This window comes from Streptomyces sp. NPDC057950 (genome assembly GCF_042887295.1).
Taxonomy (GTDB): Bacteria; Actinomycetota; Actinomycetes; order Streptomycetales; family Streptomycetaceae; genus Streptomyces; species Streptomyces kaempferi.
On the sequence record NZ_JBHVPP010000001.1, the window covers coordinates 829,011 to 843,796 of the forward strand.

Here is a 14,786-nt window from a genome sequence, read left to right on the forward strand (position 1 = left end):
CGCCCCTGATCCGTCGGCCGCCATCCGGGCCGTTCCCGTACGCCGTCCCTCTCCCGCTCGTCCCGATCACAGGAGGCCCCATGTCCGGCAGTCCGCCACCCACCGGCGGTTTCGTCCGCCGCGTCGGCCTGTTCCAGGCCACCGCCATCAACATGAGCCAGATGTGCGGGATCGGTCCGTTCGTGACGATCCCGCTGATGGTCGCCGCGTTCGGCGGCCCGCAGGCGATCATGGGCTTCGTCGCGGGTGCGGTACTCGCCCTCGCGGACGGCCTGATCTGGGCCGAACTCGGGGCCGCCATGCCCGGTTCCGGCGGCAGTTACGTGTATCTCCGCCAGGCGTTCCAGTACCGCTCCGGACGCCTGATGCCGTTCCTGTTCGTCTGGACGGCCATGCTCTTCATTCCGCTGATCATGTCCACCGGCGTGGTCGGCTTCGTCCAGTACCTCGGATACCTGGCCCCCGACATGGGCCGGACCACCGGCGACCTGATCGGCCTCGGTGTCATCGTCCTGGTCGTGGCGCTCCTGTGGCGCGGGGTCGAGCACATCGCGCGCATCACCGCCGTCATGTGGGCCGTCATGATCACCTCGGTGCTCCTGGTGATCGTCGCCGCGGCCACCGACTTCAGCGCCCATCTGGCCTTCACCTACCCGGCCCACGCCTTCCAGCTGACCAGCAGTCACTTCTGGATCGGGTTCGCCGCCGGCCTGACCATCGGCATCTACGACTACCTCGGTTACAACACCACCGCGTACATGGGCGCCGAGATCAAGGACCCCGGCCGCACCCTGCCCCGTTCCATCATCTTCTCCATCCTCGGCATCATGGCCATCTACCTCCTGCTCCAGATCGGCACGCTCGGCGTCGTCGACTGGCACCGGATGACCGATCCCGGCGACATCGCCTCCACCTCCGTGGCCTCGGCCGTCCTGGAGGAGACCTGGGGCAAGGGCGCCGCCGACACGGTCACCGTGCTCATCCTCATCACCGCGTTCGCCTCCGTCTTCACCGGACTGCTGGGCGGTTCGCGTGTCCCCTACGACGCCGCCCGCGAACGCGTCTTCTTCCGCCCGTACGCGAAACTGCACCCCAGACACCGCTTCCCGATGCTGGGCCTGGCGACCATGGGCGTCATCACCGCGATCGGCTTCCTCATCGGCCGCCACACCGACCTCGCCACCCTGATCCAGCTCCTCACCACGGTCATGGTGATCGTCCAGGCGCTGGCGCAGATCGTCGCCCTCTCGGTGCTGCGCCGACGTCAACCGGCGCTGCGGCGCCCGTACAAGATGTGGCTCTATCCGCTCCCGAGTCTCATCGCGCTGATCGGCTGGCTCACCATCTACGGCTACGCGGACAAGAACTCTCCGGGCCGCCACCCCATCGAGTGGTCCCTGGCCTGGGTCGCTCTCGGCTGCGTCGCCTTCGTGGTGTGGGCTCGGCTGGAGAAGGTGTGGCCCTTCGGGCCGAAGGAGATCTCGGAGGAGTACCTGACCGGGCCGGCGCCGGAGGCGGAGCCGGCCGCCACCTGAGCGGGTGCTCCGGCCCGCCGCCGTCCCCCGGCCGTCCCCCGGCCGGATGACGCGACCGCGGCGGGCCGGGCGCCACCGTCCGGCCGGCGGCCGTCGCCGGGGTGGCATCACGTCAGCAGGACGCCCGCCCGCCCCCGCGCGGCGGCCAAGAGGCCGTCGGAGCGGGCCGCCCCGGTCGGGGGCGGGAACGGGTCATAGCCGTGCGGCCGCGCGGACCAGTCCGGCGAGGGCGAGGGAGCGGCTGTGCGGGGGCCAGGCGATGTGGGTGACGACGGGAGGCGCGTCGGTCAGGGGTACGGCGCTGTGCTCGGCCCACAGCCAGGCGCGGGCGGAGTCGGGGAAGACGGCCATGGTGCGTCCGAGGGCGATCAGCTGGGCCAGCTGTGTCTGGTCGTGGACCTCGGGGCCGGGGCCGGGTGGGTACGTACCGTGGCGGGGCCAGCGGGCGATCGGAAGACCTGGGACGTCGCTGACGTCGGCCAGGGACAGCGCCTCGCGCGCGGCGAGGGGGTGCCTCGCGGGCAGGACGGCGATCTGCCCCTCGGCCAGCAGCGGCTCGCTGTCGAACCCGGCGAGGGAGTTGAACGGCGTGTGCATGAGCGCCACATCGGCGCGGCCGTCACGCAGCAGCTCCTCCTGCTCGCACATGCCGCACGGCAGCACCTCGATCTCGGCGGCGTCGGGCTCGGCCGCGTAGGCGTCGAGAAGCCTTCGCAGCAGCTCGTGGGAGGCGGCGGCCTTCACCGCCAGTGCCAGGCGGTCGCGGGGGCCACCCGGGCCGTCGGCTCCACCGGCGCGACGGGCGCGGCGAGCGGCGGCGGTGGTCGCGTCGAGGGCCGCGCGGCCCTCGTGCAGCAGGACCTCTCCGGCGCCGGTCAGGGAGACGCCGCGCCGATTGCGTTTCAACAGGGAGACGCCGAGGCGCCGCTCGAGCTGCTGGATCGCCCGGGACAACGGCGGCTGGGCCATGCCGAGGCGCTCGGCGGCACGGCCGAAGTGCAGTTCCTCGGCGACGGCCATGAAGTACCTCAACTCGCGGGTCTCCAGGGTGTCCACGGCGGCAGAGTACCTCAGTGATACTTGCCGGGTATCACAGGGCACCGCATCGGTGTTGGATGCGCCGCTGGTCCGCGAGCGAACATCAACGGCATGAGCGAAACGAAGATCGCGCTGGTGACCGGCGCGAACAAGGGAATCGGGTACGAGATCGCGGCCGGCCTGGGTGCCCTCGGGCACCGCGTGGGTGTGGGAGCCCGCGACGGAGCCCGGCGTGAGGCGGCCGTCGAGAAGCTGCGCGCCGCCGGGGTGGACGCGTTCGGTGTGCCCCTGGACGTGACCGACGACCGGAGTGCCACCGCCGCCGCGGAACTGGTCGGTCAGCGGGCCGGTCGCCTGGACGTCCTGGTCAACAACGCGGGCATCTCGGGAGAGACGGGTCCGGGATGGGTGCAGGACCCGACCACCCTCGACCTCGGCGTGGTCCGTACGGTCGTCGAGACCAACGTCATCGGCGTCATCCGGGTGACCAACGCGATGCTGCCGCTGCTGCGGCGCTCGACGTCGCCGCGCGTCGTCAACGTCTCCAGCGCCGTCGCCTCCCTGACCCGGCAGGCGGACCCGGACATCGAGATCGGCCCCGTCATGGCGGCCTACGCGCCGTCGAAGTCGTTCCTCAACGCCGTCACCGTGCAGTACGCCAGGCAGTTCGCCGGTACGAACATCCTGATCAACGCCGCCTGTCCGGGCCTGGTCGCGACCGACTTCACCGGCTTCCACGGACCTCGCACCCCTGAGCAGGGCGCGGCCACGGCGATCCGGCTCGCCACGCTGCCCGACGGCGGCCCGACCGGTTCGTTCTCCGAGGACGACGGCGTCATCCCCTGGTGACCCCGGCCCCGCACGCCGTGGCATCTCGTCCCGCGGGCGTCCGGAGCGCACCTCGCAGGGCGAGGATTGGCGGAAGGAAACTCCCTCGACGGGTCCGGTAACGGAGTTCACCCGTCCGACCTCAGGCGAAGCTCGCAGGTTCCTCACCGCCGGGCGCGCTCACGGGGAGTCTCTCGCGCCGGCCTCGCGTGGACCGTGTGGGCGCTGCTCCTGGCCGCCCGCACCGACGCGTGCCGGCGGGCCCGTCCCGCGTCGCCCGGTGCGGACGCCTGCTCGTCGTCGCGGCCGGATGGGCTCGATCTGGATCTCACGGGGATCACTGAGCCACTGTGCCGGGGCCGGACCGTCCGCACGTAGGCCCCGGCCTCCCCCATCCGGTGAACAGCGCCGCTTGCCGGGCCGGTCTCACCCCCACCGTCCTGGCGCGGGTCCGCCCGCTACTCATAGCGGTATTTCAGCGAGTCCGCCTCCGCCCGCTCGATGTCGGCGATCGTCAGCTCCGGCATCCGCAGCTGGGCCAGGGTCACCTCGGCGGAGGTCGGCTGGGCGTCCGCCGGCAGCCACTGGTCCGGCTTCCAGGCCCCGCTGCGCAGGAGCGACTTGGGGCAGTGCGGGTAGACCTCCTCGATCCCCAGCACCAGCGCACTGGCCGGCGGCTTGCCCACGGCGGTCAGCCGCGACAGCAGCTCCGGGCGGGTGGAGACGCAGGCCCGGCCGTTCACCCTGAGGGTCGTGGTCCGCCCAGGGACGAGGAACAGCAGCCCGGCCCGTCCGGTCGCCACGACGTTCCGCAGGGTGTCCAGACGTTTGTTGCCGGTCGCGTCCGGTATCGCCACCGTCCGCGCGTCCAGCACGGCCACGAACCCGGCGGGGCCGCCGCGCGGGGAGACGTCACAGTTGCCCTCGGCGTCCGTGCTGGCGACCAGGACGAGCGACGAGCAGCCGATCAACCGCCGGGTCTGCTCGGTGAGTTCGGTCATCTGCTTCCGCACGGCCGCCTCGCCGGGCAGTCCGTAGGCCCGGCGCAGCGCCTCCTGGTCGGCCACGGCGTCGAGGCGGAGCGAGTCGAAGGCACTGCCGGCGGGGGGTGACGTCATGCCTCGGACCCTATGGGGCCGACCTGCGACCGATCTTGGCCGGTGCCCGCGGGGATGCTCGGAAGGCCGCGCGACCTGATCGCGGTGTGAAGGTCGAACAGGTCGGTGCGGGCTCTCCGGGTCGCTGGAAGCCGCGCGGGTGCGGACGTCCTCCCATGTCCCGTCCCTGACCACACCGATCAGCGACCGTCAGGGCCCGCACCCTTGGCGTGTTCGCGCAACTCCTCCCGTCGCCCGGCCACGGGCCCGCCCGGGATCACTTCGTCCCGGTGGGAGTCCCCGCGGCCGCCAGGTACGGGCTCGGGTTCCGTGCGGACCGCAGCGCCGCGCGGATCGCGTCCGCCGGATCCCCCTCGTGGTAGACCCGCTCGGACGGCTCGATGCCGTCCAGGAACTCCTGGTACCGGACGGCGTACATGAGCTGGGCGAGCGGTTCGGCGAGGACGAGGGCGCGCGCCGGATCACTCGCGGGCACCCGGGCCCTCCAGGCGTCGGCCCAGGCACGGGCGGCCGCCGCGCGGCCGGCCTCGGGGAGGAAATGGTGGACACGCAGGCCGTCCAGCACGGGATGACCCCAGTGCGCGTCGGCGAAGTCCACGATGACCGGCGGCCCGCCGTCACTGCGCCAGTTGCCCGGGTGGAAGTCGCCGTGCACGAGGGTGTCGGGCAGACCGCACTCCGCGAGCGGCTCCCAGCGCCGCGTCAACTCCCTCGCCCCGAGCAGCTCCTGCCGGGTCAGCTCCGCGGCGGCGGGGCCGTCGAGCAGTGCGTGGACCGCGCTGACCAGCCCCGGTGTGCGCCGGTCCGGGACGCCGGACGGAGACGTCCACTCGCCCCCGGCACCGGAGGGGGACGGACCCTGGACGCAACGGGGCGCCGGGCCGTCCGCGTTGCACGTCGGCGGTGAGCCGTCCCCGAGACACGCGGGACCCTGGTCCGCGAGCGCGGCCTGCGCGGCCACGACGCGCTCCATCGCCGCGCCGACCGTCTCCGCGGAGGGCCCCCAGCAGTCCACGCCCGGGACGTGCTCCATCAGGATGCGATGCTCGCCGGCACCGAGAAGTACCGGGACCAGACCGGTGGCGACCCGCGCGAACGCGGTGATGACGGCTGCCTCGTCGGCGGCGAAGCGCGGTGTCGCCTTGAGCCAGACCGGGCCCCGCGCGGTGGGCAGCCGGAAGAGGCCGGCCAGGTTCCAGGTACGACGCTGCTCCACCGGACCGGTCACGGGCCGTCCCGCCGAGGCCAGCGTCTCCTCGGCCCAGCCGAGCAGCTCGCGCAGACCGTCCGTACGCGCCCAGGGCGACCGGAAGACCACGTGGCCGTCCAACAGATCCGGACCGACGGCCCGTTGCTCCAGGGTGCCGGGCGCCGGACGCCCCAACGCCTCGACGTGATAGGTCACATGACCGTCCCGGCCGCCTTCGCCCCCGTCGACGTGCAGCAGACGCAGCACCAGCACGGGCACGCCGAGCAGCTTCTCCAGCCGGTCGACGACCGGTGCCGCCTCGGACCACCAGGGGATGTCCACCGGGAACGGCCCTACGCCCCCGAGCACCTCGTCACCCGCACTCACCCACGCACTCACCGTTCTCGTCACGGCGACAGTGTGAGCGAGCCTGGCGGCCCCGGCGAGCGAATATCGGGCCGGATCCGCACACGCCGGAGGGGGAGCGGATCCGATGGCCGCGGCCCGTCACCGCAGGTCCGACCTTCCCCCGTCGGACGTACATCGGGCACTCCGCTCCCCCTCCTTCCCCCGTCCCCCCTCGGGCCCGGTGGTCTGTGCCGGCCTCCGGCGCGGCCCGCCGCGGGTTCTGTCCACGGCCGCACGCGTCCGGAGGCCGTGCGTCACCCGCCGCCGCGCGAGCGGCCCCCGGCCGGGGGCCGGCACGTCGCCGACCGGCCGGCCCACCCGCGCGTGTACGGGCTTCCGGGCCGGAGCGCCCCCCGCGCGCCCCGGACCGAAACCTTCCTGTGCCGGGTCCGAACCCCGGTCGCACAGGACGTCACCCGGGCGCCGGTCCCCGCGGGGGAGCGGCTGCCGGATGTCGACTCATGGACACCTGACCGATGTTCCGCCGGGTCGAGCGGTTCCCGCACGGTCCTCAGCCCTCCCCGCCGGACTCGGTGAAGACGAACGGTTCCAGGAGCCGCCGGTCCGCCGCCCGGTAACCCGGACACACCACGAAGGCGACGGGGCGGCCCGCCTCGCAGGAGAGCCAGAGAGCGTGCTCCCGCGGGTCCGCCGCGATGCCGGGCTCCACCGAGAAGTCGAAACGGCTGGCATAGCCGCTCTCGTTCATGGCGCGGGACAGGTTCGAGGCCTCCGCGCCCACCCGCTCCAACAGCCTCTGGTGCTGCTGGTCGAGCCCCACTCGCCCGTCGTCGGTGGTGATGCGGGTCAGCTCGTCGAGGTCAGGGTCCCCGGCCCCGTCGTGTTCCTCCGGGCCGAAGAGCGCCAGGCACAACCGGCGGATCAACTCGGCCTGACGGCGCACGACATCACGGGGCCGCTCCGCGGCCAGCCGGGGCTGGATCAGATCGGGCATGCGCTGCGTGTACAGCGCCTTGAGCCGTCCGGCGAGGTCGTAGTGGACGAGGAAGTCCTCCCGGGTGAGATCGGTGCGCTCCTCCACCTGGGCGACGCGCACCAGGTCGAGCACCTCACCCAACTCGTCGAGGAGACGGCGGGTGTCGGCGACGGTGCTCGCCAGCGCCAGAGTCCGTTCGTCCACCTCCTCATGACGCCCGGTCAGTTCCGTGAGCCGGTCGCCGAGCGGGCCCAGTCCGGCGAGCGTGTCCCGCAGCCTGGTGTCGAAGCCCCGCATCCGGCGCTCCACCCGGTCGGCCCACTCACCCATCTCGGACCGTGTCCGCGAACGCAGCGCGGCCCACCCCGCGTCCGCCTCCGCCTCAAGTTTCCGGACCCGCGCCTCCAGCGCCTCCAGTCCGTCCAGCCTGACGGCCAGTTGCTTCCATTCGGACTGCGGTATCAGGAAGGCCGTCTCCTCCTCCACGAGGCGCGGGCCGCCGACGGCGGGGCGGTCGCCGGAACCGCCCCCGGCGTCCTGCGGTGGTTCGGCCTTGTGACGGTTGAAGAACACGGTTCCTCCCTCGGGGTGTGCGGCCACGGCTACATCCGGTCGAAGTCGACGGAGACCCGGCTGGTCTCCTCGGTGGCCGGGTCGAACACCTCTACCCGGAGTTCACTGGCGCCGAAGTAGAACAACAGCATCACGGCGCGCTCCCGCAGCGGCCTGCCGACCGTGCTGCTCAGGTCGACGGTCAGCCGGCCGATCTCCTCGCACCCGTCCTCGTCGACGTACCGGGGATCGGGCTCGGCCGTGCGATACAGATGTACGTCCAACTCGAGCTGCTCCTCACGGACCGGCACGATGCGGAAGGGATAGGCGTCCTTCACCCGCACGCCGTCCGTACGGCGCACGGCGATGCCGAAACGGCCGACGCACAGCACCTCGCCCTCGTCGTCGCGGTACATGCGCATCGTGGAGTCCACACCCTCCTCGAAGGGCTGGGCCGTCTCGAACCCGTAGGTGTACTTGGCCTGCCGGGAGACGAACACGTCGGGCCGGTAGGCGAAGTGGACGGCGCCCTCCAGGACCGCGAGGGCCGGATCGGGCGGGACCAGGACGCGATGCCGCCCGCCGAAGCGGGCGCGCATCCGTTCGCGCAGCCACTCGGACCGGGCGAACCCGCCCACCAGGACCAGGGTCTCCGGCTCGGGACCCGTCCCCGCGGTCCGTGCGATGGTGGTCAGTTGCTCCGCGACCTTGTCCAGGATGCCGTCCACCATCTCGTCGAGCAGTGCCTCCACCTCGTCCGGCGGGAGGACGAGCTGCCGGGGCAGCCCACCCGCGTCCCGGACCAGCCGCGCCCGCACCGGCTCGTCGAGGAGGGTCCACACGACCGCGGGAACCTCGATGCGCACCGGATCCAGCACGTGCGCGACCGAGGAGGCGTCCCGCTCGACCTCGACCGTGCGCTTGGCGTGCTCCCACTGCCGGGACATCCTCAACAACTCACCCGGGTGGTCCCGTTCGATGCGCTTCAAGGCCGCCGGCCCGAACCGCTCGCCGAGTGTCGTCTCCCGGAACGCCTGGTTGACGTACTCGGATCCCAGATGTCCACCGGTGGCGAGGCCGATCTCGCGCAGCGCGATCGACGGTCCGGCCCCGCTGTCCGACTCGTAGGCCGTGATGTCGACGGTACCGCCGCCGCAGTCGATCACCACGAAGCGGAACCCGTCGAGATGCAGGGGCAGCCGGGCAGGCGCGGAGGGAGCCGCGTCCGCGTCCGCCATCCGCAAGTAGCAGTACAGCGCGGCGGCCTCCGGCTCGATGGCCAGCAACAGCCGCTCCGGATCGTCGGGGAACCCCGCGTCGACCGCGGCCCGGCGCATCGACGCCTTGCCCTCGTCGTCCCAGATCGCGGGGACCGTGATGCACCAACGGACCTCCCGCTCCGTGTACTTCATCCCCCTGATCTCCGCCATCGCCAGCTCGCGGATCTCCTTGAGGTACGCCGTGGTCAGTTCCCGCACCCGCCCCCGGTCGTCGAGGTCGACGAAACCGCCCACGGTCGGCATGTCCGACATCGTGCCGCCGCACTTCCACGCCGTCTTGAAGGCGTAGGCGTAGCCGAGCCCGTCGGCCTCCCCCTTGGCGAGGGCCTCGGCCCACAGAACGTGGGCCCGGTGGCCCCAGGCGACCGTCCCGCCCCCGGCGGACAGCAGGATCGCGGTCAGGTTCTTCGGGTAGTCCAGCTGGCGGCCGGGGAAGCGCGTGAAGAACTGCACCCTCCTGGTGCGCGGATCATCGTTCAGCGGAGTCCTCACCGCCCAGGCGAAGCCGGTGCCATGGGTGCCGAAGTCGACCGCCGCCACCACTTTGGGACCGTCCGCACCCATGCCCGAGGCTCCTGTCTGCCGGTGTCCGCGCGCTTGCTCCCTGTAAGCTCGCTCGCACACAGACTGGTGGGTTTCCGCGCCAACGCGGAGCGGTCGGCTGTTGCCAACGATTTCTGGCAACAGGTGCCAGGGCGCGAGCCGTTGGAGGGATGACGATCGAAGAGAACGCGTTCGGCGCGGAACTGCGCCGGCGTCGGACGGCGGCCGGGAAGTCGTTGAGCGCACTGGCCGAAGAGGTGCACTGCAGCCGCAGTTTCCTGAGCCGCATCGAGACGGGCCAGCGGCGTGTGACCCGCGAACTCGCGCAACTCTGCGACGAGCGGCTGGACGCCAGGGGCGCGCTGCTCGCCCTGGTTCCCGATCCCTCCTTCGAGCGCATCTCGAAGACGGTCGGCGCCGGTCCGCGGGAGCGGACCGGAAAACTGGTGAAGTCATCGGCGGTTCATGGAGGTTCGGACGTCGCCCGGCGGCGCGACGAGTTCGACCGGCTGCTCAGGCGCGGCGACCTCAGCCATGCCACCGGGGACATGCGGGAGGCGGAGCGTCTCTATCGCGCGGCGTACGCGCGTGCCGACGGCGATCCCGCTGCCCAGGCGGAGGCCGTGATCAGGATGGCCCGCCGCTGGTCGGATCCCGGACAGGTCGACCACGAACTGCTGCAACGGATCAGGGAGAGCCTGGCCGCGCTGGGTCAGAACGGGGGAGTGGAGGCCGCCGGGCTGCGGCTGCGGCTCAACGCGCATCTGGCGAAGAAGCTGGCCATGGCCGTCAGTGAGGACACCGCGGCGGGCCGGGCGGGGCCTGAGCAGGGAGCGCGCCTGGCGCGTGGCACGCTGCGCCGGCTGGCCGTGGACGGCACGGACGACGAGGTGCGCTGCGAGGTGCTCACCGAATGCCGCTGGGGCCTGTACGACTTCGTACCCACCGCCGAGTCCCTGTCGCTCTCCGAACGGCTGCGTGACGCGGCGGCGGGGCACGACTCCGCGTACTTCCGCGGTGAGGCACTGATGGCGCTCGCCATCGACCAGCTGCGCGTCGGCAAGGTCTACAGCGCGCTGGCCACGGCGAACCAGTACCGCAAGCACGCCGCCGACACCCGCAGTGTCCTCGCCGTCTGGCAGCAGCGGACCCTGGACGCCCTGCTCGACCTCTGGCACGGCCGGTTCGAGCAGGCGGCGGGCTGGATCTTCGGCGAGTCGGTGACGTTCGTCGAGCGATTATCCGCCGATCTGGCCGTCCCCGCCGACAACCTTGAGCAGACCCGCCTCGGACAGGCCTACTGGCTGCTGCGGGAACAGGGGCGGATGGCGGACCTGTTCGCCTCGGGCCTGGCCGACACCGTCGAGCGGCACGGCTACTTCCCGGTCTGGCGGGCCGGTCTGGCGCTCGCGCTGTGCGAGACGGGTCAGTACGCCGAAGGGGCGGACCGGCTCGTGGGATTCGCGCACGACACCGCCGACTTCACCCGGTTCCCGCCCTCCGGGTGGGCGGTGCCCACGCTGGTCCTGCTCGCCGAGGTGAGCGCCGCACTCGACGCGCGGGGCGGATTCGAGAGCGAACTGCGCGAGGTCGTGCCAGGGCTGCGCGACCGTCTGGCCGCCCACGACGGCGAGGAGATCGCCCTCGCGGGCTGGCCCACCGTGCTGGTCGGCCCGACCGCGCGGGCCCGTGGGCTGCTCGCGCTGGCCGCGGGGGAGCCGGACACCGCGCTCGCGGAATTCCAGGTGGCAGCCGAGCCGGTGCGCTCCTCCCAGCCCCAACTGGCCCGACTGCGACTGGCCCGCGCCCGCGCGCTGCGCAGGACGGGCCGCCCAGGCACCGCCGCCCACGCCGCCCGACTCCTGCGGGAGGCGCTGCGCGTGGCACAGGCCTACGGGATGGCGGCCCTCGCGGTGGAGTGCGCGACCCTGCTGGACTCGACGGCAGACGCGTGAGGGCTGCCGCGATTCCCGCCGGCAGGGAGCCACCGACGCGGAACCGGTGGATGGCCGGCGCGCCGCCCAGGTGTCTTCGGTAGGTGGCGCCGGACCGACGGGCGCTGTCCGGTGCGGCGCGTCGCACGGCGGAGGTCGCCCGCGCACGGCCCGGGTGTGCACGCGGGTGATCCGGCAACTCCACGACGCGTCGTGACGGGTCGTGCGCACCGTAAACCTCCCGCGAGCACGGTCCGACACGCCCTTTGCGGGTCCGCGGGGGCTTCTCGGCGTCCGCTCGGCGTCCGCTCGGCGTCCGCGAGCCGGAGCCGGGCGACCTTGGCCGCTTCCGTCCGGCGGACGGTGGAGCGGCGGACCCCGATCGCCGATCATCCGGCGACGAGGGAAGCGTGCACCTGGCACTCTGCAAATTTCAGCTTGTCGGTTGCGGGGTGCTGTCGGCAGCTGCGACAGTGGTCCTGTCGTCCTTGGAACGGTCAAGGGAGAGGCCACACAGCCCAGTTGGGGGAGACGGGGCTGTGGCACGACGCCTTGCGCGACGAGATGGACGCATCTCGTGGCGGTACCCGGCCTCCGGGGGCGGCACTGGCACCGCCTGTGGTGCAGGCAGACGAAAGGCGAACGGCGATGACCCCGCCCTCCCTCCCCCAGCCTTTGGACCGACTGCCGGGGGACGAATACCCCCACCGAGCCGGCGTGTTCGCCCTGCGCGCGGCCCCCGCGTCAGTAGGTGTGGCCCGAAGACATGTGGGTGACCTGCTGAGTGAGTGGGGCGTCGATCCTGAGACGCATGACAACGCTGTCCTGCTCATCTCCGAACTCGTCACCAACGCTCTGACGCACACGGCTAGCGAGTGGATCGTGTGCAGACTCCATATCGCCCGGGGGCCGCTCCACATCGAGGTCGAGGACCAGCACCGTGGCTGGACCCTCCCGGCGGCGCGCCGGCCGGGATCCGAGGACCAGCGTGGTCGCGGGCTCCTGCTGGTCGGCGCCCTGAGCAGCGACTGGGGCGTCAGGGACACCGCCGACGGGTCCGGCCGCATCGTCTGGGCCGTCCTGCCGTCGCGGAGCGGCGGTCCCGCCTCCATCGGCCGTCCGCCGACCACGAACCCCGCCCGGCCCATCCCCCACTCGGCCGAAGGATCCCCGTCTGATGGAACGACAGCACACTCCCGACCTGTGTGAACACACCTCGGCCCGCGACCCCCGCGATCACGTGACCGCCGTCGATCCACACGACTTCGGTGTCACCCTCGATCACGTGACCGCCGTCGATCCACCCGAGTTCGGTGTCACCCTCGATCCCCGCGAGTGCGGCGCCCTCGGCCCACGCGAGTGCGGCACCGCCCTCGGCCCCCCTGCGCACACTCCGTCAGCCGACCCGCGAGGGCACGCCTTCGTCCCCGAACCGCGCACGCAACCGCCCGCGTCGCCGTCGCCCGAGCACCCGCCGCGCCTGGTGATTCCCGCCGAACTGTCCCCGAGCCTGGGGTACGACGCCGTGGGCACCTCCCGGGAACACGGTGAACGGATCATGGACTGCCTGCCCCGCGTCGGCTGCGTCTTCGCGGACGACGAGCGCTGGTGGTGGATCGTCCCGTCCGGATCCCACATAGGTGTCACCTGGCCGTCCTCCACGCGCTACGCGATCGGCGCCCGGCTGTCCGACCCGTCCTGGACGCGGGTCCTGCGGCGCCCGCGCTCCGGCCGCCCGCGTCTGATCCACCGCCCCGGGGGCGAGTCGCCCTACACGCCACCGATTCCGCTGTACTTCCTCACCTGCCGTCTCGCGGGAAGTGCTCCGACCTGGTCACTCGGCACGGGACTCTGACGCGAGCCGGGCGGTCGTCGGGGGCGGTTCACGGTGGCGCGCGGTGAGGCCGGCCCGCACGGGCGGACCGGCCTCGGGCTGACGTCCGCTTCCTTTCCCGCGAACGCGTCGGTGTCCGGGGGGTGGCGGCCGGGCCTACGTCCGGGAAGTGTTCTTCGTCGCGGTGAACGCGCACACCGCCCCCAGCACCACGGCCAGCGCGCCGATGATGATGTTGTTGAGCACCACGCCGGTGTCCGGGCTGGTGCCGACCACCCACGGCGAGACGATCATCCATACGCCCATCGCGCAGATGGCCCAGCTCAGGCCGTACATCCTCTCCGGCGTGACGGTGAATCCGAGTGCCAGCACGGCGATCGCGATACCCATGACGAGGTTGTGGGTCATCAGGGCGGGCTGACTCGTCGTGTAGTGGAGGATCCACGGGGACACGGCGCAGTACAGACCGAGCAGGAACACGGGTCCGTCGACGAGCGCCACATCGCGGCCGCCCATCACGCGGGCGTACCGGTCGCGCATCTCGGAGGCGTCCGGGTGGGTCGTGATGTCGTTCCTGGGGTGCGAGACGTTGGCCATGAGTCGACTCCTTCGGTCTCGGCAGGCCTGACCGCTTCTGGTGTGGTGTGCGGTAAGTGCTGCTTGTGCCTATTGTGCGCTTATTTCTTCTTTATGTGTAGAGCCGGTTTTCTCTCGGGAGCCGTGGCCCGGTTCGGGATCGGCACTGTCGGCCGGCGGGTCCGGACGCCCTCCAGCGGGTCACCGGGGTGGACGGGCCGCTGCGGCTCGGCGACCATGCCCGACTGAGGGAACTGACGCGCCCGCACGACGACATGACGGAGGTCTCCAGCGCGCACGACCCCTCGGAAACGGCCCGGTGGACGGACGGAGGCGCGAGTGCGGGAACCGAGTGAGAGCGAACTGGCGGCGTGCCTCCCCGAGCGGATCTGGTCCACTCCCTACGTGAGCCGGCGCTTTCCCGGTTCGTGGTCCGTCGCCGAGAGGCCGGGCCTCGCCGACGGCGCCAACTGCCAGTACTTCGCCTACGAGGTGCTGCGCCATTTCGGCCCGCGCCTGCCCGCCTGGCGTTCGAGCGATCTGTGGGACGACACCGTACTCACCGAGCGGGTACGGGAGTCCCGGCCGCTGGACCTGGCCCTCTTCAGCTCCGGCGACCAGGCATGGGGCGCCCATGTCGGGATCGTCGTGGGGGAGGGCCGGGTCCTTCATCTCTGTGCCGAGGTGGGGCGGCCGGTGATCTGGACTCTGCTGGAGTTCGCGACGCGCGAGCGCTACCGCACGCTGCTCGGCTTCAAGCGGCCGCGGCCCGGGGGTGGATGACGAGCCGGACCCCGTCCCGCCGATCCACCGGCCCGACACGCTCCGCCGCTCCACGAGGTCCGCGTGCCGGGCGGGGGAGCGTCCCGTGGCCGCGACCCTGGGGTGTAGCCCACGGTAGCCGTTCAGCGACGCTCCGTGCGACCGCCGTCCACTCTCCCTCTCCCCGCCGACCAGGCATTTCGCCCTTGCGCGCACCGGCCTCTCACCCGATCGGAGGAAGAGTCCGTTCCG

The 14,786-nt window shown here is 72.2% G+C and carries 12 protein-coding genes; 6 read left to right on the top strand and 6 right to left on the bottom strand.

Translation table 11 applies throughout. The features are described 5' to 3' along the window. Positions 1-80 precede the first annotated feature (80 nt). Complete coding sequence (locus ACFVTC_RS03625; RefSeq protein ID WP_390123490.1) at positions 81-1,535, top strand: APC family permease; 1,455 nt, start codon at positions 81-83, stop codon at positions 1,533-1,535. A 192-nt stretch (positions 1,536-1,727) separates the two neighbouring features. On the opposite strand, the gene ACFVTC_RS03630 is transcribed toward ACFVTC_RS03625, so the two are convergent. Continuing rightward, on the bottom strand, positions 1,728-2,591 hold the full coding sequence (locus tag ACFVTC_RS03630) for a LysR family transcriptional regulator (RefSeq protein WP_390123492.1): 864 nt from the start codon (positions 2,589-2,591) through the stop codon (positions 1,728-1,730). Positions 2,592-2,684: 93 nt separating this feature from the next. On the opposite strand from ACFVTC_RS03630, the gene ACFVTC_RS03635 reads away from it, so the two are divergent. Further along, positions 2,685-3,422 carry an SDR family oxidoreductase gene (locus ACFVTC_RS03635; RefSeq protein ID WP_390123494.1) on the top strand — a complete coding sequence of 246 codons (738 nt, stop codon included), beginning with the start codon at positions 2,685-2,687 and terminating at the stop codon, positions 3,420-3,422. A gap of 437 nt (positions 3,423-3,859) precedes the next feature. On the opposite strand, the gene ACFVTC_RS03640 is transcribed toward ACFVTC_RS03635, so the two are convergent. The 4 genes from ACFVTC_RS03640 to ACFVTC_RS03655 form a co-directional block, all read right to left on the bottom strand. Then, a complete protein-coding gene (locus tag ACFVTC_RS03640; RefSeq protein WP_390123496.1) occupies positions 3,860-4,519 on the bottom strand; it encodes an MSMEG_1061 family FMN-dependent PPOX-type flavoprotein in 660 nt (219 codons plus the stop codon). A 256-nt stretch (positions 4,520-4,775) separates the two neighbouring features. Next, positions 4,776-6,119, bottom strand: a complete 1,344-nt coding sequence (locus ACFVTC_RS03645; RefSeq protein WP_390123498.1) for a phosphotransferase family protein — start codon at positions 6,117-6,119, stop codon at positions 4,776-4,778. Between the two features lie 508 nt (positions 6,120-6,627). Further along, positions 6,628-7,626 (bottom strand): hypothetical protein, encoded by a 999-nt coding sequence (locus ACFVTC_RS03650; RefSeq protein WP_390123500.1) that lies wholly within the window; start codon positions 7,624-7,626, stop codon positions 6,628-6,630. A gap of 29 nt (positions 7,627-7,655) precedes the next feature. Beyond that, positions 7,656-9,449: an Hsp70 family protein gene (locus ACFVTC_RS03655; protein ID WP_390123502.1), complete on the bottom strand. Its 1,794-nt coding sequence runs from the start codon at positions 9,447-9,449 to the stop codon at positions 7,656-7,658. Positions 9,450-9,598: 149 nt separating this feature from the next. Here ACFVTC_RS03655 and ACFVTC_RS03660 point away from each other — a divergent pair, with 149 nt between their 5' ends. From ACFVTC_RS03660 to ACFVTC_RS03670, 3 genes are all read left to right on the top strand, one after another. Further along, positions 9,599-11,383 (top strand): helix-turn-helix domain-containing protein, encoded by a 1,785-nt coding sequence (locus ACFVTC_RS03660; protein ID WP_390123504.1) that lies wholly within the window; start codon positions 9,599-9,601, stop codon positions 11,381-11,383. A gap of 747 nt (positions 11,384-12,130) precedes the next feature. Next, positions 12,131-12,571, top strand: a complete 441-nt coding sequence (locus ACFVTC_RS03665; protein WP_390123506.1) for an ATP-binding protein — start codon at positions 12,131-12,133, stop codon at positions 12,569-12,571. Continuing rightward, positions 12,540-13,217 (top strand): hypothetical protein, encoded by a 678-nt coding sequence (locus ACFVTC_RS03670; RefSeq protein ID WP_390123508.1) that lies wholly within the window; start codon positions 12,540-12,542, stop codon positions 13,215-13,217. Before ACFVTC_RS03665 ends, ACFVTC_RS03670 begins: the two co-directional genes overlap by 32 nt. A 135-nt stretch (positions 13,218-13,352) precedes the next feature. Here ACFVTC_RS03670 and ACFVTC_RS03675 read toward each other — a convergent pair whose 3' ends face one another. After that, positions 13,353-13,793: an SPW repeat protein gene (locus tag ACFVTC_RS03675; protein WP_390123510.1), complete on the bottom strand. Its 441-nt coding sequence runs from the start codon at positions 13,791-13,793 to the stop codon at positions 13,353-13,355. A gap of 318 nt (positions 13,794-14,111) precedes the next feature. Between ACFVTC_RS03675 and ACFVTC_RS03680 the strand changes: the two genes are divergently transcribed. Continuing rightward, complete coding sequence (locus ACFVTC_RS03680) at positions 14,112-14,555, top strand: hydrolase (RefSeq protein ID WP_390123511.1); 444 nt, start codon at positions 14,112-14,114, stop codon at positions 14,553-14,555. Positions 14,556-14,786 lie beyond the last annotated feature (231 nt).